This window comes from Novosphingobium sp. AP12 (assembly GCF_000281975.1).
Classification (GTDB): Bacteria; Pseudomonadota; Alphaproteobacteria; order Sphingomonadales; family Sphingomonadaceae; genus Novosphingobium.
In genome coordinates this window covers 1-21,990 of sequence record NZ_AKKE01000136.1, presented here as the reverse complement: position 1 = coordinate 21,990, position 21,990 = coordinate 1, and the positions used below count along the sequence as shown (strand labels likewise).

General features: G+C 65.2%; 16 protein-coding genes, 1 pseudogene and 1 riboswitch. Of the genes and pseudogenes, 10 read left to right on the top strand and 7 right to left on the bottom strand.

The genetic code is table 11. The features are described from left to right. Nucleotides 1–235: winged helix-turn-helix domain-containing protein (locus PMI02_RS19630; RefSeq protein ID WP_007686143.1), on the top strand; the 235-nt coding region annotated here is incomplete at its 5' end. A 3-nt stretch (nt 236–238) separates the two neighbouring features. Here PMI02_RS19630 and PMI02_RS19625 read toward each other — a convergent pair. Continuing rightward, nucleotides 239–1,573 carry a sensor histidine kinase gene (locus tag PMI02_RS19625; RefSeq protein WP_007686141.1) on the bottom strand — a complete coding sequence of 445 codons (1,335 nt, stop codon included), beginning with the start codon at nt 1,571–1,573 and terminating at the stop codon, nt 239–241. 200 nt (nt 1,574–1,773) lie between these two features. On the opposite strand from PMI02_RS19625, the gene PMI02_RS19620 reads away from it, so the two are divergent. The 3 genes and pseudogenes from PMI02_RS19620 to PMI02_RS28430 form a co-directional block, all read left to right on the top strand. Beyond that, complete coding sequence (locus PMI02_RS19620) at nt 1,774–2,478, top strand: type IV toxin-antitoxin system AbiEi family antitoxin domain-containing protein (RefSeq protein ID WP_081496737.1); 705 nt, start codon at nt 1,774–1,776, stop codon at nt 2,476–2,478. A 57-nt stretch (nt 2,479–2,535) separates the two neighbouring features. After that, nucleotides 2,536–4,881 carry a TonB-dependent siderophore receptor gene (locus PMI02_RS19615; protein ID WP_007686139.1) on the top strand — a complete coding sequence of 782 codons (2,346 nt, stop codon included), beginning with the start codon at nt 2,536–2,538 and terminating at the stop codon, nt 4,879–4,881. Nucleotides 4,882–4,942: 61 nt separating this feature from the next. After that, a pseudogene (locus tag PMI02_RS28430) lies at nt 4,943–5,068 on the top strand (winged helix-turn-helix domain-containing protein); the annotation flags it as partial. A 98-nt stretch (nt 5,069–5,166) separates the two neighbouring features. Here the strand turns inward: PMI02_RS28430 and PMI02_RS19610 are convergent. The 6 genes from PMI02_RS19610 to PMI02_RS19585 form a co-directional block, all read right to left on the bottom strand. Beyond that, nucleotides 5,167–5,880 (bottom strand): sulfite exporter TauE/SafE family protein, encoded by a 714-nt coding sequence (locus tag PMI02_RS19610; RefSeq protein WP_007686138.1) that lies wholly within the window; start codon nt 5,878–5,880, stop codon nt 5,167–5,169. Continuing rightward, on the bottom strand, nt 5,877–6,254 hold the full coding sequence (locus PMI02_RS19605; RefSeq protein ID WP_007686137.1) for a DUF190 domain-containing protein: 378 nt from the start codon (nt 6,252–6,254) through the stop codon (nt 5,877–5,879). Before PMI02_RS19605 ends, PMI02_RS19610 begins: the two co-directional genes overlap by 4 nt. 26 nt (nt 6,255–6,280) lie before the next feature. After that, nucleotides 6,281–7,639, bottom strand: a complete 1,359-nt coding sequence (locus tag PMI02_RS19600; RefSeq protein WP_007686136.1) for a voltage-gated chloride channel family protein — start codon at nt 7,637–7,639, stop codon at nt 6,281–6,283. A 23-nt stretch (nt 7,640–7,662) separates the two neighbouring features. Next, a riboswitch (Fluoride riboswitch) is annotated at nt 7,663–7,739 on the bottom strand. A 398-nt stretch (nt 7,740–8,137) separates the two neighbouring features. Then, nucleotides 8,138–10,624, bottom strand: coding sequence for an ATP-binding cassette domain-containing protein (locus PMI02_RS19595; RefSeq protein WP_007686135.1), 2,487 nt, complete (start codon nt 10,622–10,624; stop codon nt 8,138–8,140). Then, the gene (locus PMI02_RS19590) at nt 10,621–11,496 is read right to left on the bottom strand and encodes a branched-chain amino acid ABC transporter permease (protein ID WP_007686134.1); all 876 of its coding nucleotides are present in this window, start codon (nt 11,494–11,496) and stop codon (nt 10,621–10,623) included. Before PMI02_RS19590 ends, PMI02_RS19595 begins: the two co-directional genes overlap by 4 nt. A 3-nt stretch (nt 11,497–11,499) precedes the next feature. After that, nucleotides 11,500–12,684: an ABC transporter substrate-binding protein gene (locus PMI02_RS19585; protein WP_007686133.1), complete on the bottom strand. Its 1,185-nt coding sequence runs from the start codon at nt 12,682–12,684 to the stop codon at nt 11,500–11,502. 211 nt (nt 12,685–12,895) lie between these two features. On the opposite strand from PMI02_RS19585, the gene PMI02_RS19580 reads away from it, so the two are divergent. The 6 genes from PMI02_RS19580 to PMI02_RS19555 form a co-directional block, all read left to right on the top strand. Further along, a complete protein-coding gene (locus tag PMI02_RS19580; protein ID WP_007686131.1) occupies nt 12,896–13,675 on the top strand; it encodes a GntR family transcriptional regulator in 780 nt (259 codons plus the stop codon). After that, a complete protein-coding gene (locus tag PMI02_RS19575) occupies nt 13,672–14,325 on the top strand; it encodes a flavin reductase family protein (RefSeq protein ID WP_238539118.1) in 654 nt (217 codons plus the stop codon). Before PMI02_RS19580 ends, PMI02_RS19575 begins: the two co-directional genes overlap by 4 nt. Nucleotides 14,326–14,984: 659 nt before the next feature. Further along, nucleotides 14,985–18,263: a TonB-dependent receptor domain-containing protein gene (locus tag PMI02_RS19570; protein ID WP_238539117.1), complete on the top strand. Its 3,279-nt coding sequence runs from the start codon at nt 14,985–14,987 to the stop codon at nt 18,261–18,263. 24 nt (nt 18,264–18,287) lie between these two features. Then, the gene (locus tag PMI02_RS19565; protein ID WP_036504646.1) at nt 18,288–19,652 is read left to right on the top strand and encodes an amidohydrolase; all 1,365 of its coding nucleotides are present in this window, start codon (nt 18,288–18,290) and stop codon (nt 19,650–19,652) included. 74 nt (nt 19,653–19,726) lie between these two features. Then, nucleotides 19,727–20,971 carry an allantoate amidohydrolase gene (locus PMI02_RS19560; RefSeq protein ID WP_007686123.1) on the top strand — a complete coding sequence of 415 codons (1,245 nt, stop codon included), beginning with the start codon at nt 19,727–19,729 and terminating at the stop codon, nt 20,969–20,971. A gap of 49 nt (nt 20,972–21,020) precedes the next feature. Then, the coding region (locus PMI02_RS19555; protein WP_202948635.1) for an alanine--glyoxylate aminotransferase family protein at nt 21,021–21,990 on the top strand (970 nt) is incomplete at its 3' end.

Below are 21,990 nucleotides of genomic sequence, written 5' to 3'. Positions count from 1 at the left end.
CGCCCTGCCGGTACGGCTGACGGCGTTCGAGTGGCGAGTCCTATCCACGCTGATGCTGCGCAAAGAGACGGTCGTGGACCGACGCGAGCTGCTCGACAGGGTCTACGAATACGATGCCGACGTCGATTCCAATTCACTGGAAGTCATTGTCGGGCGGCTGCGGCGCAAGATCGGGGCGGAGATGATCCGCACGATCCGAGGCCGCGGCTATCTGCTGAGCGCGGCCCCGGGCTGAGGCTTAGCGGGGGAGCGTCAGGACCACGCTGAGGCCGCCGAGCGCCGACCGGCCCAGTTCGAGCGAGCCGCCGTGCAGTTCCGCCAGCTCAAAGGCTATTGGCAGGCCGAAGCCGTGGCCTTCTTCGCGTTCGTCGAGGCGGCGACCGGGGACCAGAGCCTGTTCGATCGCTTCGAGCGCCAGGCCGGGGCCATCGTCGTCTATCGTGATGCGCACGGCATTGCCAGCTTCCGCCGCCGTCACGCGGATTTCGTGGCCGGCCCACTTCCAGGCGTTGTCGAGCAAATTGCCGAGCATCTCCGCCAGGTCTTGCCGGTCGCACTTGACCGCCAGTTCGCTCGCCACATCGGCGACGAAGGATATCTGCCGCTCAACATGGATGCGGCCCAGCGCCAATACGAGTTCGTCCACCGTCGCCGCCACCGGCACGAGCGGATGACCCGGGGCGCCCGGCGAGGCCGCACGCGCGCGGCCGAGATGGTGGCGGATTGCCCCGTCGATCTGGTTGACCAGTTCGCCCAGATGACCGTTCGGATCGCAGTCCAACTCGGCCACGCGGATGCTGAGCGTGGCGAGCGGCGTCTTGAGGCTGTGTGCCAAGTTGGCGACGTGGCCGCGCGCGCGGGCGAGGGCGGCCTCGTTTTCGTCCAGAAGCGTGTTCAGTTCGGCGGCCAGCGGCGCGAGTTCGGCCGGCTGCTGCGCCGGGACCCGGTCCAGGGTGCCGCCGCGAACCGCCGCCAGGGCCGCCTGCAGGCGCGCCAGCGGCTTAAGCCCGAAGTGCAACTGGACGAACGTCGCGCCCAGCAGCGCCAGCCCCAGAGTGGCCAGCGCGAACAGGACAGGCAGCACCGCAGTTTCCCTCAGCCGTTCGAGAACCCCTATTGGCGCAAAAGCGGTTATCCGGACCAGCCCGGCGTCGGTGCGCTTTTCGAGGACGCGGACATAGGCGGCATCCGTGCGGCCGGCCCGCAGGCGCTCGGGCGGGCCCCGGAAGTGCCCCTCGCGCCCGGGCGGGCCTTCCCAGTGAATGCGGTCGAGCCGGGCCACGTCGCGGGACTCGTATTTGTGCGTAGGGGTGTCGATCACCCATCCCCACCCACGTCGATGCTGGGTGAACGGGCCGATCTCCTGCAGCATCGCGTCGTCGACGGTGCCGTCCGGAAGGACGCTGCGCAGCAGGAGGGCGATCTGTGTGTCCAGGCGGTCGTTGAGGCTGCGCCGGACAAACTGCTCGAGCCCCGAGCTAATCGACAGCGAAGCAGCGGTCACCGCCAAGGCGGTCAGGAGCATGCCGACCAGCAGTAGCCGACTACGGATCGAGCGGGGAAGCAGCTTCATGTCTGGTACGTTCCTGTTGTCGACAGACTGCCATCGCCCCGCCCCGCTCATACTCTGTGCCCCCCAACCGAATCTGAACGACCGCTGCCCCGCGACAAAACTCAACCGAACATGAACGGGATCATTCAGCCTGCATATGCACAGCATCGCTATTAAGAGTCACTATCAAGAAGCTGGCTAGCAGCAGGCAGTGAGGGACAATGCAAAAGCACACCGTCGTTCGACCGGGTGGCGGCTCGAAAACCGCACGGTGCGCTCGCCGTCCGTCGAGCGTCCTCACCGCGCAGGAGCGCAAGGTGATCGCCATGCTGCGCGAGAGCTGTGTCGTCGGCACAGCTGACGGTTCCCCCGGCGATGGTGACGGCGGCGGGGCCTCGCACGGAACGCACCGTGCGTTCGTTCGCCTCGCCGCCGAAATCCGCACGCATCAACTAACGGTTTTCGGCGAACGTTCGATCTACGTCAGCGACGACGAGCTGGCCATTCTGCGCTGGCTGTCGATGCTGCAGCGGCCCTCGCAATCGGCGCACCTGCGCATGGCCAACCCGTTCCAGCATGCGCTGAAGGCCTGCGCCGAGGAACTGGTTCGCGGCGATGAACGCCGCCTGCCGGCACGCTCGGTCCTTGCCGACGCCTGCGTCGAGCGGGAGGACTGCTTCCGCATCACGCTGCTGGGCGGCCCCGCCGACGCCGCGCCCGAGACTTCGTCTGCGCCTACCGACAGTCCTGAGGCCAAGGTGCTGGCGCTTGTCGAGGCTCAGAAATTTGCCACCGCATCGCAGTTCCGCGCGCTCGGCATCTCGACGCAGAAGCTCAGCCGCCTGTGCCGCCGAGGCTACGTCGAGCGCGTGGCGCTGGGGCTCTACAAGAAGGTTGGCGGCTCCGCCCCTGCTCTCGCGGGCTAGTTACCGGGCCGCACCCGAATTTCTTCCACCATCTCAGTTTCCAACCAAGGGGGTTTTGTGTCCTATTCCCGTTACCGTCGTTCGCCTTCAAAAGTCGCACCAGCCTATATCGCGCTCGCCTGCGTGGGCTTCGCTGCGACGCCTGCAGCCGCCCAGGAAACCGAAAGTGATGCGAATGCGCGCAGTCTGGGCGGGGTGACCGTTACCGACACGGCGATCGAGGAAACGCCTTACAAGGTCGACCGCGCAGACTCGCCCAAGTACACCGCGCCGCTGCTCGACACCCCCAAGACCGTCATCGTCGTGCCTTCGCAGGTCATCCGCGAGAGCGGTTCAACGACTTTCGTGGAAGCGCTGCGCACCGTCCCCGGCATCACCTTCGGTGCTGGCGAAGGCGGCAACCCACAGGGCGACCGTCCGTTCATCCGCGGCTTCGACGCTCAGGGCAGCACTTATATCGACGGCGTGCGCAGCGTCGGCGGCCAGTCGCGCGAAATCTTCGCGATCGAGCAGATCGAGGTGGTTAAGGGCGGCGATTCCACCATGGGGGGACGCGGCAGCGCCGGCGGCAGCCTCAACCTCGTCAGCAAGCTGCCGCACCTGGGCAACGACGTGCTCGGTGACTTCAGCTACGGCACCGACGACTACAAGCGCGCCACCGTCGATGCGAACTACCAGATCGGTGACACCGCCGCGATCCGCGTCAACGGGATGTGGCACGATGCCGACGTCGCCGAACGTGACGTGGTGACCTACAACCGCTGGGGCATCTCACCCTCGGCCGCGCTGGGCCTTGGCACCTCGACCCGCGCCTACCTGAACTTCTACCACCTCGAGAGCGACGACATCCCCGACGCCGGCATCCCGTTCGAGCGGACGACCGCGCAGGCCACCTCCACCGACTTGCTCAACATCGGCCCGGCAGAAGTCGTAAAGGGCCAGAAGGTGGATCGCACGAACTTCTACGGACTGGCCAACCGCGACTTCCGCAAGACCAATGTCGACGAATTGCTGTTCCGCGGCGAGCATGACCTGTCGGACACGATCAAGCTGCGCGGCACCGCCAAGTACGCCAACGTCAAGCAGTCCTACATCATCACCCAGCCCGACGACAGCCAGGGCAACGTACAGAACGGCCTCGTCTGGCGCCGGGCCAACTCGCGCTGGAGCGACGTGGATTCGATGGTCGGTCAGATCGACCTCTCGGGCACGTTCAACACGGGCAGCATCGAGCACTCGTTCTCGACCGGCGTCGAGGCGAGCTGGGAGCAATCGCGGCGCGGCAGCTTCGTCGTCAACACCAACGTCACCACGGTGAATACCGGCGCCGGGCGCTGCAGCGCTGCCAACCAGGCCGCGTTCAATTGCACCAGCCTGTTCACGCCGAACCCCTACGACAACTGGCAGAACATCCCAGCAGGTGGCACCACCGGCGTTCCGATCACCCGCACCGCCGCCACCGGCAAGACCGAAGCGACGACCTACGCAGTCTATGCCATGGACACGATCAGCTTCACTGACTCGCTGAAGCTGAACCTTGGCATCCGCAACGACTGGTACAAGACGGTCCAGACCACGATCCCTGCCACGGCAGCGGCGCCGGTCCTGGAAAAGAAGGATAACTTCCTGAACTACCAGGCGGGCCTGGTGTTCAAGCCGATGACCAACGGCAGCATCTACGTGTCGTTCGCCAAGTCGACCACGCCTCCGGGCAGCCTCGTGGGCGAAGGATCGGAGGGCAACGCCATCGCGCTGACCACGCTCGACGATCTCAAGGCAGAGAGCACCAAGTCCTACGAAGTCGGCACCAAGTGGGCGTTCATGGACGACGCTTTCGGGCTGAGCCTCGCCGCCTTCCGTACCGAGACGAAGAACGCCCGCACCACGGGCGCCAACGGCCTGCTCGAATATGTCGGTGAGCGCCGCATCCAGGGCTTCGAGGTCGGGTTCAACGGTAAGCCTCTTCCCTTCTGGAGCATCTTCGGCGGTTACACCTACATGGACTCCGAAGTCGTCAGCATCGGCACCAACGTCACTCCGACGACGGCGTTCGCCCTCGGCAAGCCGTTCCCGAACACGCCCAAGCACAGCTTCACGACCTGGACCACGTTCGACATCGCCGAGCGTTTCCAGATCGGCGGCGGCGCGATCTACAACTCAAAGCAGTACGGCAGTTTCGGCAACGTCGTTATCGCAGGCGCCAACAACACGATCGTCCGCTCGATCCCCGGCTACTGGCGCTTCGACGCCACCGCGGCTGTGGACGTGACCGACAACATCGGGCTGCGCGTCAACGTGCAGAACCTCGCGAACAAGAAGTACTACGACAAGACCTACACCACCCACTTCGTTACGATGGCGCCGGGCCGATCGGCCTTCGCGACCCTGTCGTTGAAGTACTGACACTAAGTGCCGGCACTGGTGGTTACATCGGTGCCGGCTTAGTCGCGGTCGGACGGGGAGGAAGGTCCTTTCTGAACTTCAGTTGGATGGCCCCCTCACTTTGACCGATCTCGCTGAGAAGGTTGGGCCGAGCCTCTCGCTTGCCACCGGCGTGTTCGCGTCTCGGACAGGCCGATTCGGGAAATAGCAATCCGGAATAGATTGGGGGAAAGGGGTGCCCCGGTCTGCTCTCGGCGCGATCGCTCGGGCGACTGGCCCGCTAGGCATTCCCAATCGGGACGTCTGTCAGCCGGTGACAATCATTTGCACCGCTGTGATGGCAAGCAACCCGGCTATCAACAGGCGGAATTGCACAACCGGCAGACGCTCGATCGCACGCTTGCCCGCCCATGTGCCTGCGATCATCGCGATGCTCATGGCCGCAGCCAGCGGCCAGAACCCGGAACCAAGGTCGATAGCGGCGTCATACACGATCCATTTGACCAGGTGCATGGCGACGGCCGTCGTCGCCTCGCTTGCGACATAGGCGACGGGCGGCAAGTTGAGTGACAGGAATATCGCCGCCCCCAGCAATCCGGCGCTACCCACCAAACCCGAGAGCAGCCCGACCACGGCGCCGCCAATCAACAGAAGCCTCGGCGATGGCGTGAACGTCAGGCCGCGCAGTTTCAGGGCGACGAAGATCAGGATCGCGAACCCCATGCCGCGCACCATCAGCGCCTTGGGGAGGGCTGCGAACCACCAGGCCCCGAGTGCGGCGGCAGGCAGGGCGGAGCTAAGAAAGAGCAGAACAGGTCTCCAGCGTATGTCGCGAAAGCCGAAGGCGACGCGGGACATGTTGCCGACGAGCTGCGCTATCGTCAGCAGCGGCACCGCTGCATTCACGCCGACGACATGCGTCAGAAGCGGCAGCAGGAGGAGGGCGCCGCCAAAGCCGGCCGAGCCCGAGATCGCGGCCGCTGCAAACGCCCCGGCGAGCAGCGCCGCATATTCGATCATGTGTTGGCATTTCGTGGCATGATGGAACAGTGTTCCAGTTGCTTGTAGACGATCACTTTGTCGCCAAGCAGAGCGCCATTCCGGCGGCAAAAGAGGTCGAGCTGGCCACGCTCGCCAACAAGCTCGACGCACATCGTCAGTTGCGGATCGGCGATTTCCGAGCCGTTCTCGCGGATCGGGCCCTGGTTGCTGAAGCCGTAATGGGTATGCTGCGCGACGGCGTTGATGATGCCGTCCTCCTTCGCGGTGCGGATCAGCTCGCGATAGAGCGGCTTGACATCCCAGAAGCGACGTGGGCCGATCTTGTCGGAGGGCTTTAGGTAGATGCGGAGCATCCCGACTTCGCGGTGCTGGACGGTGAAACGATCGTGCATGGTAGGGCTTTCGACAGGAAGCGAGATCAGGCGCGCGTGCGTCGGCCAGAAGCACGGTGTGTGCGGGCGTCGCGCAAGGTCGCATGGGGTGAGAGGTGCGAGGCAGGCACCTTGGGTACGACAACGCGCTGCGACAGGTAGATGCCGTTGTGACCAGAACAGAGGTAGGCGACGAAGCAAGCGACCGCGATCGGTACCGCATAGGCCGCGCCGAACAGTTCGATCCCCATGAAGGTGCAGGCGAGCGGCGTATTGGCCGCACCCGCGAACAGCGCGACAAAGCCGATCGCGGCGAACATACCCGTCGAGACCCCGAACATTGGCGCGAGCGCATTGCCGAGCGCAGCGCCAATAAAGAACAGCGGCGTCACCTCGCCGCCCTTGAAGCCGGCGCTTAAAGTAACGACGGTGAAGAGCAGCTTCAGTGCCCAGCTCCACGGATGCGTTTCGGGATCGAAGAAGCTGGCGATGGTCAGGCTGTCCGGTGTCGCCGCTAGCGCCCCGAGGCCCAGATAGTCGCGGGTGCCGAACAGCCAGACCAGGGCGATCACGGCTAGGCCACCGATAACCGGACGCAGCGGAGCATAGGGCACCATGCGCTTCAGCCATCCGCCCAGCGTATGATTGGCCTCCGCAAAGGCCAGCCCGACGAGCCCGAATGCGACACCGGCAACGGCGGCCTTGGCGACGAGCAGCGCATCGACCGGCACCAGCGCACCGACATGATAGACGCCGTGATGAACGCCCCAGGCAAGACAGGTCCAGTCGCCCACCAGCGCGGCGACGAGACACGGTACCAGCGCGGGATACTCGACGCGGCCGATCGCCAGCACCTCTAGTGCAAAGACCGCGCCCGCAATCGGCGTCCCGAACACCGCGCCAAACCCCGCTGCGATGCCAGTCATCAGCAGGGTTCGCGTCGTCTCGGCATCGAGCTTCAGTATCCGCCCGAATCCACTGGCAAGGGTGCCGCCCAACTGGACGGCGGTGCCCTCGCGCCCGGCGGATCCGCCGAACAAATGCGTCGCAACCGTGCCGAAGAATATCAGCGGTGCCATACGCAGCGGCACGCCACCCCCAGGTTCGTGAATTTGCTCGACGATGAGGTTGTTGCCGCCCTCAACCGAGCGCCCGGTCAAATGGTACAGCAGCCCGACGATAAACCCGCCGATCGGCAGCAGAGACAACAGCCACGGAAAGGCGAAGCGAAGCCGCGTAACCGCATCGAGGCTCCACAGAAAGGCTGCGCAAAGCGTTCCCACGGCTGCGGCCATCGGGACCAGGATCAGCCCCCAACGCAGGACAGAGACGGCGTGGCCATGACGATCGCGGACGAAGGCCGCTACATTGAACTGGCCGTAAAGATTTCGAAACCTCGCGCGCACGATTCCTCCTTGCTGCCTTGCGGCGCCTGGTAGGAATCATCGACCCTTGCGAGGGCGGTTCGGCCAAGTGGCCCGGCGGAAATCCATCGCCGTCGCCTTGACGTATGCTATCCAACCGCAAGTTGGTCAACCGGCGAGGAGCTCAAACACCATCCTTTTTGAAATAAGCGGCGGCCCCGCAATGTCGGCTAATGGCATGAGTCTTCAAACCGCCGTTCCTTCTGCTAACAGGCTTGCGCGTAGGCTTTAGGACGAGAGATCTGCGCCCGAATGGCCGAAATCGGCGATAGCTGTCGTTTAGCGGATCGTACCGGAATGACGGGTTTGTCCCATTTCAAGGCGATGAACGAAGGACCGGAATCGGGCACTCCATTTTGGCCTGGGAATGTCCACTATCAGGGACATTCTGAAATCTACCGGTTGCGATGTTGTCTCAGGCAGTCCAGCAATTTTTGACTAGCATCCGCAGCTTGATCAAAATCATATTGAGAGGCAATTCTAGCCTAGATAGGCATCCTCCAGTTCGCCACTGGCCGCTATCTGGGGCGACGGGCCTTTCGTGACTATGCGCCCTTGGCTCATGACATAAGCGCGACTGGACAAGGCGAGGGCGAGATCCGCCATCTGGTCGACGATCAGCATCGCCATGCCTTCGTCACGCAGCGTCACCAACTGCTCGAACAGGTCCGAAGTAGCTAGGGGGGACAGACCAAGCGATGGCTCGTCGAGCAGAAGGACGCGGGGTTGCGCCATCAGTGCGCGGCCGACGGCAAGCATTTGCTGCTCGCCACCCGACAGCAGGCCGGCCTTTCGGTCGAGCATCGTGGCCAGGCGCGGGAAGCGCTGGAGGATATGCTCAATGCGCTGCGATGCCCCGCCGGGGCAAGTGTAGGCGCCGAGGCGGAGATTGTCGCGCACTGACAGTTCGGGGAACACTTGTCGGCCTTCGGGAACGAGAACGAGACCTTGGCGAACGCGCGCACCGACCGAATTCTCGTTGATCTGCGTCCCCTCTAACCGCAGATGGCCCGACTGCGGCGCCAACAGGCCGGACAGGATGCGCATCATAGTGGACTTGCCTGCACCGTTCGCACCGAGCAAGGCGACCGCTTCGCCGCGCCGGATTTCGATGTCGACGCCGTGCAGCACGTCCACCGCCCCGTAGCCGGCGTGGAGAGCATAGGCGGCCAGGCACGGTTCTGCGTGTTTTTCGATTGCAGGTGCCTGCCGGTCCATCCGGCGCTCGCCAAGATAGGCGGCGCGCACGAATGGATCGGCCTGGATTTCGGCCGGGGTCCCGCTGGCTATTATCGCGCCCGTTTGCAGGACAACAATCTTGTCCGATGTGCCCATGACGAGGCCCATGTCGTGTTCGACGAGGCCCACGCCGATCCCGGCGCGGGCAATGTCGCGCAGCAGATCGCCCAGGATGCGCTTTTCCGCCTGCGACAGTCCGGCTGCAGGTTCGTCCAGCAGGATCACTTCGGGATCGGTGGCCAGCGCGCGCGCGATTTCCACCAGGCGCCGATCCACATGCGCCAAGGCACCGGCGGGTGTCGAAGGCGCGCCCGCAAAGCCACAGGCGGCGAGCAGCGCGCGGGCACCTTCACGCTCGGACGTTGCATAGGTCAGGGCACGCCCGAGCAGCGGGCCAAGACTGCCCCTGCGCATCGCGAGCAGGACGTTGTCCTCCACGCTCATTCTGTCGAACAGGGCGGAGGTCTGGTAGGTGCGGGCGATTCCGGCCTGTGCGGACAACCAGGGCCGGCCCGGCAGCAGCGGCTTCTCGCCAAGTATGCGCTGGCCGCTGTCCGAGCGGTAGAAGCCGCTCAATATGTTGATGGCGGTCGATTTCCCGGCTCCGTTAGGACCGATCAGCGCGGTTACAGTGGCGGCGGGAATGTCGATGTCCAGACTGTCGATGGCACGCACGCCACCGAACTGGATGCCCAGGGCGCTGCCTCGAAGCGCCTTGCGCGGGCGCGGCGACAACAATGTCGCGAAGCGGAGGGCAGGTGCTTGCGGGCCACCATCCCGGCGCGCCGGGGCAAGCAGACCGGCGATGCCGGTCGGTGCCAGCCAGAGCACCAGCAATACCAGCGTCGCATAGGCGAGCACGCGATAGGCCTCGAACGAGGAGAGTATCTCGGGCAGCAGACCGATCACGATGGCGCCGATAACCGGACCCGGCCGTGTCCCGCCTCCTCCGATCAGCACGATCAGCACCAGCAGGATCGACAGGCTCAGGTTGAAGGACTGCGGGGTGACGAAGCTGTTGAGCGGCGCGGAAAGGCCTCCTGCCAGCGCGCAGCATCCGGCCGACAGCATGAAGGCGACGATGCGCGTGCGCACCGGGTTGATGCCGATCGACGCGGCGGCTGTCTCGGAATCGCGCACGGCGCGCATCGCCTGGCCCCAGCCGTTGGCCGTCAGGACATGGTAGGCGCCCATGACGACCGCGGCGGCGACGATGGCGACGATCGCCATGGCCCGGTCACCCAGCGCGGCGCCGGCCAGCGACAACGGCGCGATCTGCAATATGCCGCTTTGCCCGCCGGTCAGGCTTTCCGCCTCCACTAGGGTCTGTTCGACGACAAGGCCGAAGGCGATCGTCACCATCGCCAGATAAGGGCCTTTGACGCGCAGCGCCGGTAGGGCCAGCAGCGCCCCCACGCCCGCCGCGACCACCACCCCGAGCGGCCAGGCGAGCCAGAAGCGCAGCCACCCGCGCGACGTGCAGATGGCGACGGCGTAGGCACCGATCGCATAGAAGGCGGCGTGGCCGAAGCTGAACTGGCCGCTGAGCCCGACCAGAATGTTGAGACCAATGCCGGCGATCGCCAGCAGCGCGATCTGGCCGATGACAAAGGCGTAGTAGCCGTTGAGCGCCAGGGCGCAGACGAGCGCGCCGGCCAGGCACAGCGCCCACAGCGAAAGCGCAGTGGTGCGGTTCGAAAAGCCGTGGATGGATGGGGAGGCGTTCATACCTTGCGCACCTGTGCACGGCCGAGCAACCCGTCGGGGCGCAGGGTAAGGACAATGATTACCAGCAGGAAAGTGACGATCTGTGTGTAGCCCGACCCGATGCCGAGCGTGACGATCGCCTCGACCAGCCCGAACAGCAGCGCTGCTGCGACGATGCCCCAGGCACTGCCGAGACCCCCAAGAATCGCGACAGCGAAGGCCTTGAGGCCAAGCGCGACGCCCATTCCGGTCTCGACGTGCGAAAGCGGCGCGACCATCATTCCAGCGATACCGGCCAGCGCGGACGACAGCGCAAAGGCGGCGGCGACCACGCGCCCAACCGGGATGCCGACGATACTTGCGGCGTCCCGGTTCTGCGCCACCGCCAGCATGGCGGTCCCGTGCAGGGTTTTGCGGCGGAACAGGTCGATGCCGGCCGCCAGCACCAGCATGACGACGGGGATGAGCAGGTGGAGGGGGTATACGCCAAGGTCCGCCCGGCCCAACCGCATCGACGACAGCGCGAGAGGCGAGGCCATCGAGCGCGGCTCAGCGCCGAACACGAGCATCATGCCGTTGTCGCAGACCAGACCCAGTGCGACGGTTGCCATCAGCCAGGCATCGGACTTGCGCGCCAGGAAGGGCCGGATGGCTGCACGCTCCACGATCAGGCCGTAGAGGCCGCAAGCGCCGATGGCGACGCACACCGCGACCGGCACTGGCCAGCCCGCTTGGGTCAGCATCCACAGCAGCACCGCCCCCATCATCGCGCTGGCCCCTTGCGCGAAGTTGAGCGCCCCGCATACCGACGAGGTTATGTGGAAACCCAGCGCGATCAGCCCGTAGACCGAGCCGAGCGCAAGGCCGGTCAGGAGCGCGGGAACGATGTCCATCGCTTAGACCGCCTTCGCCGGAACGGGGACGATGCGTCCCTGATCGAATTGCGCCCAGATATAGTCCTGCTCGCCCAGGGCATCCTGCCCATGAGCGAAAGGCGCGCGATAGGACTTGATGAGGCCGTCGTAGCGATCGATCCTGGCAAAGCCGCGCCGGATCGCGTTGCCGTCGAGCGATCCCGCCGCCCGGATCGCAAGCGCGGCAAGGTGCATCGCATCATAGGCATTGGCGACGCCGACCGCCGGGGTGACGTCCTGCGGTCCCTTGATGTCTGGATAGCTGGTCTCCAGGGCAGCCAGGACGCGGGTCTTCACAGGACTGTCCGGCCCGAAGAAACTGTAGGTCTGCACGAATTTCACCCTGTTCGCGTGTGGCCCCGCCAGCTCGGAGAAGCGCCCTCCGGCCGGCCCCCAGTGGGACACGACCGGGACGTCCCAATTCATCTGGTCCAGCGACTTCACCACCTGGGCAGAGGGGCCCACGGTGGCGACCATCATCAGGCAGTCCGCCCCGGCGGCCCGCAGGCGGCCGAGCTGCGGCGTTACATCGACGTCCGAATGCTCGAACTTTTCTGAGCCTCCAAGCGCCAGCCCGGCAGCGGTGAGTGCGGCTTTCAGGCCCTTTTCGTTCGACTGGCCCCACGGGTTGTTGAGCAAGATCAGGCCGGGACGGCGCACGCCATACGTGCGCTGCGCGAAGGCCACCATTGCCTTGTCGACCAATTCGTCCACTGCCGAGACGCGAAACACGTAATTTGGATCGGTGCCGTTGTGGGTGATGGCGGTGCCGGCAGCCCAGGGTACCACGAAAGGAGTGCGTGCGGCGGAGGCGATCGGCACGATGGCGCGCGCCACCGGCGTGTCCAGCCCGCCGAACAGCACCGCCACGCGTTCCTTGTAAAACAGTTCGCGCGCCGCGGTCACACCCTTGCCGGGATTGCTTTCGTCGTCGCGGCGGATCAGTTCCAGCCTGTGCCCAAGCAGCCCGCCGTTCGCGTTAATCTCGTCGATCGCAACCGTGAGGCCGCGTGTGATCGCTTCGCCCGACTTTGCCGATTGCGCCGTCAGCGCGGTGATGAGGCCGATGCCGATGTTGTTGCCGCGCGGACCACATCCGGTGAGGCCGGCAGCCACGCCACCGATCGCGCCCGCCAGGATGGTGCGCCTTGGAACGAGAATCGCCATGGTCCGCCTTCATTGAAGTTCACCAACTGGCTATCACGAGTGTCAAACAATTCAACTCATAATCGTCAACGATATTCGTTTCAGATCGTTTATGATTGCCCTTGCCATGCAGGTGCTTTTTGATGCAAGGAAGTCAGGCGCATTTGCCGGGTCTTTAGAGCGAAGCGTTGGGGGTAGCGATGGTGGTGTCTTGGGAAGGCGGATTTTGATCATGAAGCAGAGCATCGAAATGTCGGACGAAGGCCCAGTCGCCACTTCTCCTCGCCGCCGGGTCCGCAAGGCCGAAGCTGCGCCCAACCTGGGCGTGCCGGTCGCGGGGCATGGCATCGACGTCGAGCAGAACATATACCAGACGGTCTTCGACAGCGTGCTCAACCAGCGACTGGCGCCGGGGACCAAGCTGCCCGAGCCGGCGCTTTGCGAGTTGTTCGGAGTCTCACGCGCGGTAATTCGCAAGGTGTTGCAGCGCCTAGAGCACGACCGAATCGTCGAACTGCGCCCCAACAAAGGCGCCGTCATCGCCGCACCGACGCCCGAGGAAACGAGGCAGATCTTCGAGGCGCGCCGGGCGCTCGAGGTTTCCATCGTTGAGATCGCGGCAAGGTGCCACACCGCGCAGGACCTGGCCGATCTGCGCCATCTGTTGGCGCACGAGCACGAGGTCACCCACAACCCTTATCAGCCTACCTGGGCGGCCTGCGCGCGTGAGTTCCACCTGCGGATCGCGGCGGTCGCGGGCAACCCGATCCTCACGTCCTATCTCACCGAACTGATGACGCGGTGCTCACTGATAGTCGCGCTGTATCAGCCGATCGGCAATGCCGCGTGCGAGCATGCTGAGCATGGGCGCATTGTCGATTACATGGAAAAGGGTGACGTCGCCTCGGCACGGGCCGAGATGGGCCGCCATCTGCGCGCGCTGGAGGACAACATCAGCCTAGACCGCAGCGGCTCGACGCAAACCCTCGCGCAGATGTTGAATTTGGGATGAGCATGACGCCCCGCCCTGGCACGACCACCCACGTCGATTTCGAAGCGATCGACGCTTATCAGCGCTACAAGCTAATGGCGAGCCTGATCGTACCGCGGCCGATCGCGCTGGTAACCACAGTCAACGCTCAGGGCGTGGTCAATGCGGCGCCCTTCAGCATGTTCGCGATGCTGGGTGAGGACCCGCCGCTGGTAATGATCTCGATCAACCGGCTGCAAGACGGCGCGCTCAAGGATACCGCTGCCAACATTCTGGAATCGCAGGAATTTGTTGCCCACATGGCGGACGAGGAAATTGCCGCGCAGATGCACGACTGCGGCATGACGCTGCCGCCTGACCGCAGCGAGCTCGACCTTGTCGGCTTCCACGCGGTGCCGTCCACCGGCGTTGTCCCGCCGCGCATCGTTGAGGCGCCGGTCGCCTTCGAGTGCCGGCTTTGGGAGAAGATCGAGACCGAGAGCCGGTATATCTTCCTGGGCCAGATCTTGCACATGCATGCCCGCGAAGGGCTGATCGACACCGAGGCGTGGCGGGTGAACCTGCAAGACTATTTCCCCGTCGGCCGCTTCGGCGCCAGTTTCTACACGCGCACCCGCGATCGCTTCGCCCTGCAGGGCGAAGCGCGGGAAACCGCGATCGACCGCATCTGAGCCGCTGACGTCGTAGCGCTGGCTAAGTTTGCGGCCGGCTTGCCGCGGGCCACCGCCGATGCGGCGTCGATCCTACAGCCCGCCGCCAGCGTTGCCACCGCTCTTCGGTCGAGCCGGGGACGACGAGGCAACATCCGTCGTCCCCGCGCTGGCGGGGACCGCGGGTAATCTTTAGACGACACGTTCCAGACAGTCGCGCGCCACCCGGCGGTCCGGCTTGAGTTAGATGCGGCTTTGCCGGCGATCCCCGCCTTCGCGGAGACGACGATTTTGCCGGTTGAGCGCATCCTGCATCCGTCCCGAACGACACCTGAAAGTACATGCGGTGGACATGGCGCTCAATAGCGCGCCGCTGGATGTGGAAAGTTAACGCCAAACCTTCAGGTTAAATCGTCAACGATATTAATTTCCATCGTCCCGCTTCGGCGCGACGACATCGTCTCCGATACCACAGCCACGGCTAAATCGCCCGGAGTGCGCCGCAAACGCAACGTTCTCCAAAATATGTTAGATCGTCGACGATTTAGTGTTGGATGATCGACGAAATTCAGATTATGACATGATTCGTAACGAGCGATCGGGTCGCCGGGTGTCGGCAGGGCAACAGTCCGCCGCACCGCTTCCGGTCCATATTTCGGACAACCATGGGGGTGACGATCATGCGTATTGCGAAGCTGGCTGCCGGTCTTTCTCTAGGCGCGATGGGCATTGCGCTCATCGTTCCCAGCGCGGTCCACGCGCAAGTCATCACCGGCGCAATCAACGGACGCCTGACCGACCCGGATGGCAATCCCCTCGGCGGCGTGCCGATCACGATCGTCCACGTTCCTTCGGGCACGACGACCACCGCTACCACCAGCGCCGACGGCGTCTATGCCGTGCGCAACCTGCGCCCCGGCGGCCCCTACCGCATCACTGCGACCTCGCCTGACCTCGGCACCAAGTCGATGGACGTCGCATCGATCAACACCGGCGACGCGTTCCAGGTGAACTTCGCGCTGGGCGAGGCGAACGAGATTGTAGTGAGCGGCTCCTCGTTCGCTGGCGGCGATCTCAAAACCGGACCCAGCTCGAACTTCTCGGCTCAGAAAATCGAGGCCGCGCCTTCGATCAGCCGCGACCTCAAGGACCTGGCGCGGATGAACCCGTTCGTCGCGGTCGATCCCAGCAACAGCGACGCGCTTGTCTGCGGCGGCGCCAACAACCGCACCAACTCGCTGACCATCGACGGCGTGCGCCAGAACGACGACTTCGGCCTGCAGGCAAACGGCTATCCCACCCAGCGCTCGCCTATCTCGATCGACGTGGTCGAGACGCTGGGGGTCGAGCTCGCGCCGTACGACGTGAACTACGGCGCCTTCGGCGGCTGCACGCTGAACGCCACGACCAAGTCGGGCGGCAACAGCTTCCACGGCCAGGTCTTCTACGAATATACCGGCGACGCGCTGCAGGGGGGCTCGTTCGGCTACACCGATTTCCAGGACGGATCGCGCCAGAACCGCCGCCTTACAGGCAAGTTCTCTGAGAAGACCTTCGGCGCAACGCTGACGGGGCCAATCATCAAGGACACCTTGTTCTTCACGCTGAACTACGAGAAGTTCGACCGCTCCGAACCTTCGCTGGTAGGCCCGACCGGTTCCGACTTCGCCAACCAGGTGCCCGGCGTCAGCGTCGAGCAGGCCAACGCCGTGCGCCAGATCCTCCAGGACAATTACGGCTACGACCCGCTCGGCTACGAGGCGACCAAGCTGCCCGCGCGCGACGAGAAGTTCTTCGGCAAGCTGGACTGGAACATTGCGCCCGGCCACCGCGCCACCGTTTCCTACCAGCAGACCAAGGGCTCCTCGATCTCGGCCAATGGCAACACGCTGACGGGATCAAGCACGTCGCTGGGCCTCCTATCGCAATGGGTAGAGCGGCAGAACAACCTGGAGGTCTACAAGGCCCAGGTCTTCTCCGACTGGACCGACAACTTCAGCACCGAAATCAGCGCGTCCTACAAGAAGATGGACAACCCTGGCTATCCGCTGGCGGGCAACGATTTCGCGCAGTTCCGCGTCTATCTGGGCGGCACCACCACGGGACCCAGCGTCTATGCGGGCACCAACGCCTCGTATCAGGCGAACGAGTTGACGACCTACCTCCAGCAATACCGCGCCAAGGCAACCTATACCGCCGGATCGCACCGCATCACCGCCGGCTATGAGCGCGAGGCGCTGAAAATCTGGGACCTGTTCGTGCAGAACGCCAATGGCTCCTACGTCTTCAACTCGCTCGACGACCTGCGCGCGGGCAATGCATCGTCGGTCAGCTATGCCAACGCGGCCAACAACGTGAAGGCGGATGCCGGCTTTACGTTGCATACCACCACCAACACGATCTACCTGCAGGACGAGTGGGCGGTGCTGGCCGAACTGACGATCAAGGCGGGCCTACGCTACGACTTCTTCGAGCAGTCGGATCGCCCCGACGAAAACCCCCAGGTGATGGCGCGCTATGGCATCTCGAATACCGAGAACCTCGACGGCAAGCACCTGCTGCAACCGCGCTTCGGCTTCAACTGGAAGCCCGACCCCACGCTGACCGTCTATGGCGGCGTCGGCCTGTTCGGCGGCGGTTCGCCGACGGTATGGACGGCCAACACCTACTACAACACCGGCCAGATGTTGGGTAACGTCACCTGCACCCGCAACGCTGCCACCAGCGCGGCGTGCCTCGCCGGTCTCAACAACGTGGATGGGTTCAACGTCAACCCGGCGCTGCAGCAGGCCAATTCCGCCAGCGCCGCGCGCGGGCAGGGGCTGATCAACGCGCTCGACAAGGACTTCAAGCCGCAGTCGACGTGGAAGATGTCGATCGGTGCGCAGAAGGAATTCGACCTCGGCGCATTCGGCAACGGCTGGCGCGTGGCAGGTGAGTTCATTCACTCCGAAGTGCAGAACGCGGTCGCCTGGTACGAACTCTACGCCGGCGCCAACCAGGGGCCGGATGCGCCAGACGGGCGCCCCACGTTCCTGCCGGGGCGTGAGAACCGCAACGACATCCTCGTGACCAACACCAAGAAGGGATACGGCAACCAGGTCGGCCTGGCGCTCGCCAAGACCTGGCGCGAAGGTCCGCTGGACGGGCTGGAGGCGATGTTCTCGCACACCTACATACGTTCGAAGGATGTCAACCCCGGCATCACCACCGTGGCCGCGTCCAACTACAGCGGGGTGGCGACGTCCGATCCGAACGATCCGGCGCTGGCCACGTCCAATTACGAATTCCGCCATCTGTCAAAGTTGTCGGTCAGCTATTCGCATGCCTTCTTCGGCGACAATCGCACGCGTTTGACCCTGTTCGGGCAGAGGCGCTCGGGACAAGTGTTCAGCTATACTTTCGACGTGGGTGCCAATGCCAACATGGCCGCGGACATGCTGGTGGGCGAGAACGGCGCGCTGGCCACCCGCAACCGGCAATTGCTTTATGTGCCGCAGGCAGTGGGCGGACAGGTTGCGGCGGGCAGCGATCCGATCGTGACCTATGGCGCCGGGTTCGACCTGCAGGCGTTCAACGCCTTCCTCAAGAACAACGGATTGCGCAAGTATGCGGGCAAGATCGCCCCGCGCAACGCCTTCAAGGCGCCAGCGATCACAACCATCGACATGCGCATAAGCCAGGAGATCCCCGGCTTCTTCCCCGAAGGCGCGAAGGCGGAAATCTACCTCGACGTCGAGAACCTGGGCAACCTGATCAACAAGCGTTGGGGCGTGCTCCAGCAGATCCCGTCGCCGTACGTCTCGGCCAACGTTGTGGCGCGCAATTGCAAGATCGCCGGGGCCTGTGCGACGCAAGGCAACTTCTACCAGTACGACAGCTTCGTCGGCCGGGCCGCGACCAGCTTCAACACCCAGTCGGTCTGGCAGATGAAGATCGGCGCGCGTTTCAAGTTCTGACGTTTGAGGGAAGGGACGAAGATCATGGAGAGGACCGAGATGCAGCTTTCGCGCCGTGGAATGCTCGCTGCCGCGCTCGTCGCTGGCGCCGCCGGGGTCGCCGCGCCTGCCTTCGCCGCCGCGAAGAAGGGCTCGCCCGGCACTGTGCACGGCGCCAGCTTCCTGCTGCGCAATGTGCTGCTGGAAACCGGCTACCGGCGCGAAGGCACCGACGTGGTCGGGACCGAGACGGCGAAGGCCTCGGTGCTGGTGCGCGACGGCAAGATCGCCGCGATCCTCGCTGCCGACGCGCCCGCGCCGGCCGGTACCACGGTGCGCGATGGCGCGGGGATGCTGCTGCTACCTTCCTTCCGTGACATGCACATCCATCTGGACAAAACCTTCTACGGCGGCCCCTGGGTTCCCCCGCGCAAGCGCACCGGCGGCATTCGCGGCCAGATCGTGCTGGAGCAGACGCTGTTGCCGCAGATGCTGCCGACGCTGGAAGAACGTGCCGGCAGGCTCGTCGACCTGTTGCAGTCCAACGGCACGACCTTCGCCCGCAGCCAGTGCAATGTCGATCCGGTGATCGGGACCAAGCACGTCGAACTGCTCAAGCACGCGCTCGACCAGCGGGCAGACGGCTTCGGGCACGAAATCGTTGCCTTCCCGCAGCACGGCTTCATCAGTGCCGACCTGATCCCGACTATGCGCGCGGCGATGGCGGCGGGGGCGACGCATGTCGGCGGAATCGATCCCACCACGCTCGACGGCGGCATGGAAAAGTCGGTCGATGCGATGATGCAGATCGCGCTCGACATGAACAAGGGCGTGGACATCCACCTGCACGAGCCCGGTGCTAGCGGCATCGCAGCGATCGGCCGCATCACCGACACCGTGGCACACGAACCCTCGCTGCGCGGCAAGGTGACGATCAGCCACGCCTTCTCGATGATGTCGCTGCCTGTGCCCGAGATGGAAGAACTAGCCGTGCGCCTCGCCTCGCAGCAGATTTCGGTGGCATCCACGCTGCCGTTCGGCGGGCGAGTGATGCCGATCCCGGTCCTGCTCGACCAGGGCGTAAAGGTCTACACCGGCACCGACAGTGTCGAGGATCACTGGTCCGTGTTCGGCAGCGGCGACGTGCTGGAAAAGGCCAAGCTCGCCTGCCAGCTCTACGGCTGGAGCGACGAATACGGCATCTCCCAGTCGCTCAAGATTGCCACCGGCGGCCCCACTCCGCTCGACGCGGCTGGACGGCAAGCTTGGCCCAAGGCGGGCGACGCCGCGGACATGGTGTTGGTGCCGGCCAGTTGCTCGGCGGAGGCGGTGGCGCGCTTGTCTCCACGCAAGGCGGTGTTCCATGCGGGCAACCTTGTCGCGGGAACGCTGGGTGCTGAGGCGATCTGAACCGATCGGCCCATGGAGCGAAATCCGTTCCGAGTCGGTGTCAGGGCGACGCGGGCTTGGCGTGGATGTGTGACATGCTAAGCGCCCGTCCCCCCGGCGGAGCCCGCGCCGTCGCTCGCTGCGATGCGCTGCGCTTCGCGCCCTACAGCGACATGGAAGGCGGGCTTTTCCGGGCCTACCTGACGCCTGCCTACGCCGCTTCGCAGGAGGTGATCGCTGGTTGGATGGAAGCGGCGGGCATGGCGGTGCACCGCGACGCCGCCGCCAATCTCGTAGGTCGCTATGAGGGCCAGCGTCCTGACGCCCCCGCACTGGTGATCGGCAGCCATCTCGATTCCGTGCGCGATGGCGGACCCTATGACGGCCCGCTCGGCGTGATGCTTGGCATCGAGGCGGTGGCCGCGCTCCATGCACAGGGCCGCCGCCTGACGTTCGCGATCGAGGTCTACGGCTTCGGCGACGAGGAAGGCTCCCGGTTTCCCGCTGCCATGCTGACGAGCCGCGCCGTCGCGGGCACGCTGGAGGCCGCCGCGCTGGATGTGGCGGATGCCGAGGGGATCACGCTCGCACAGGCGCTGCCGTCCGCTCCTGATTATCTGACCGCCCGCCGCGAGCCCGCCGCTACGCTCGCCTATCTCGAGGCGCATATCGAGCAGGGCCCGGTGCTGGAGGCGGACGGCCTCGCGGTCGGCACCGTCACCGGGATCGCCGCGCAGCTGCGCTACGGCATCACCGTCAAGGGCATGGCCGGCCACGCCGGCACCACCGCGATGCGCCTGCGCCGTGACCCGCTCGCCGGAGCGGCCGCCATGGTGCTCGCGGTCGAGCAGTTGGCGCGGGGCGACAATTCCGACGTGGTCGCCACGGTCGGCACCATCGAGGCGCTGCCCGGCGCGGCCAACGTGATTCCGGGCGAAGTCCACTTCACCATCGACGTGCGTTCGGGCTCCGGAGCGCGGCGGAATGCCGTGGCCGAGGCGATCCTCGACCGCCTGCGCGAGATCGCCGGGGCCCGCGCGCTGGAACTTGACGTTGTACTGGTCCACGACCTTGCCGCGAGCCCCTGTGATCCGGCGCTCATGGACCTGATGGACGACGCGCTTGTCGCTGCCGGGCAGCCGGTGCGCCGGCTCGTCTCTGGCGCGGGGCACGACGCCATGGTCATGGCCGCGCTCTGCCCCACCGCCATGCTTTTCATCCGCTGCAGGGACGGCATCAGCCACAACCCCGCCGAACACGTCAAGCCCGCAGACGTCGAAATCGCGCTGCAGGTGATGCTCGGCTTCATCGAACGTCTTGGAGATACCCGTGCCGCCTGAACTCGACCCGATGCTTTTCGGAGAGATCGACCCGCCCCAGCGCCTGCTGATGGGCCCAGGCCCGATCAACGCCCACCCGCGCGTGCTGCGCGCGATGAGCGCCGACCTGCTCGGCCAGTTCGATCCCGAGATGACAGGGTTCATGAACCAAGTCATGGCGCTTTATCGCCCGATCTTCGGCACGCGGAACCAGTGGACCATGCTCGTCGACGGCACCGCGCGCGCCGGGATCGAGGCCGCGCTGGTCAGCCTCGTGGCGCCGGGCGACGTGGTGCTGGTGGTCAACTTCGGCCGCTTCGGCCTGCTGCTCAGCGAGATCCTCCAGCGCATCGGCGCGGTGATCGAGATGGTCGAGGCGCCGTGGGGCGACATCGTGCCGCTGGAAGCGATCGAGGCGGCCATCGCCCGCGTCCGGCCCAAGGTCGTCGCCACCATCCATGGCGACACCTCGACGACGATGGCGCAGCCTCTCGAAGGCTTCGGCGCCTTGTGCGCGGCGGCGGGCGCGCTGTCCTACGTCGATGCGACGGCGACCATCGGCGGCATGGAAATCGCCGCCGACCGCTGGGGCGTGGACGTGGTGACGGGCGGCCTGCAGAAGTGCCTTGGCGGGCCGTCGGGCTCGGCGCCGATCACCATCTCGGACAAGGCCGCCGAGCATATCGGCCGCCGCCGCCACGTCGAGCAGGGCATCCGCGTCGCCGGCACCGTCGACGGGCAGGGCCCACGCATCGGCTCCAACTACTTCGACCTCGCCATGATCATGGACTACTGGTCCGAAAAGCGGCTCAACCACCACACCGAGGCGACCTCGATGCTCTATGCCGCGCGCGAATGTGCACGGATCGTGCTCGGCGAGGGGCTTGAGGCCCGCTACGCCCGCCATGCAGCCGCCGGAGCCGCGATGACGGCGGGCCTGCGCGCCATGGGCCTCACCGTCTTCGGCGACGATGAGTACCGCATGACCAACGTCACGGGCGTCTACATCCCCGACAGCGTGGACGGCGAAGCGGTGCGGG

Coding starts and splice junctions, on each gene's coding strand:
- PMI02_RS19625 (WP_007686141.1), bottom strand. CDS start 1,573: ATGAAGCTGCTTCCCCGCTCGATCCGTAGTCGGCTACTGCTGGTCGGC.
- PMI02_RS19620 (WP_081496737.1), top strand. CDS start 1,774: ATGCAAAAGCACACCGTCGTTCGACCGGGTGGCGGCTCGAAAACCGCA.
- PMI02_RS19610 (WP_007686138.1), bottom strand. CDS start 5,880: ATGATCGAATATGCGGCGCTGCTCGCCGGGGCGTTTGCAGCGGCCGCG.
- PMI02_RS19605 (WP_007686137.1), bottom strand. CDS start 6,254: ATGCACGATCGTTTCACCGTCCAGCACCGCGAAGTCGGGATGCTCCGC.
- PMI02_RS19595 (WP_007686135.1), bottom strand. CDS start 10,624: ATGAACGCCTCCCCATCCATCCACGGCTTTTCGAACCGCACCACTGCG.
- PMI02_RS19590 (WP_007686134.1), bottom strand. CDS start 11,496: ATGGACATCGTTCCCGCGCTCCTGACCGGCCTTGCGCTCGGCTCGGTC.
- PMI02_RS19585 (WP_007686133.1), bottom strand. CDS start 12,684: ATGGCGATTCTCGTTCCAAGGCGCACCATCCTGGCGGGCGCGATCGGT.
- PMI02_RS19580 (WP_007686131.1), top strand. CDS start 12,896: ATGAAGCAGAGCATCGAAATGTCGGACGAAGGCCCAGTCGCCACTTCT.
- PMI02_RS19575 (WP_238539118.1), top strand. CDS start 13,672: ATGAGCATGACGCCCCGCCCTGGCACGACCACCCACGTCGATTTCGAA.
- PMI02_RS19570 (WP_238539117.1), top strand. CDS start 14,985: ATGCGTATTGCGAAGCTGGCTGCCGGTCTTTCTCTAGGCGCGATGGGC.
- PMI02_RS19565 (WP_036504646.1), top strand. CDS start 18,288: ATGGAGAGGACCGAGATGCAGCTTTCGCGCCGTGGAATGCTCGCTGCC.
- PMI02_RS19560 (WP_007686123.1), top strand. CDS start 19,727: ATGCTAAGCGCCCGTCCCCCCGGCGGAGCCCGCGCCGTCGCTCGCTGC.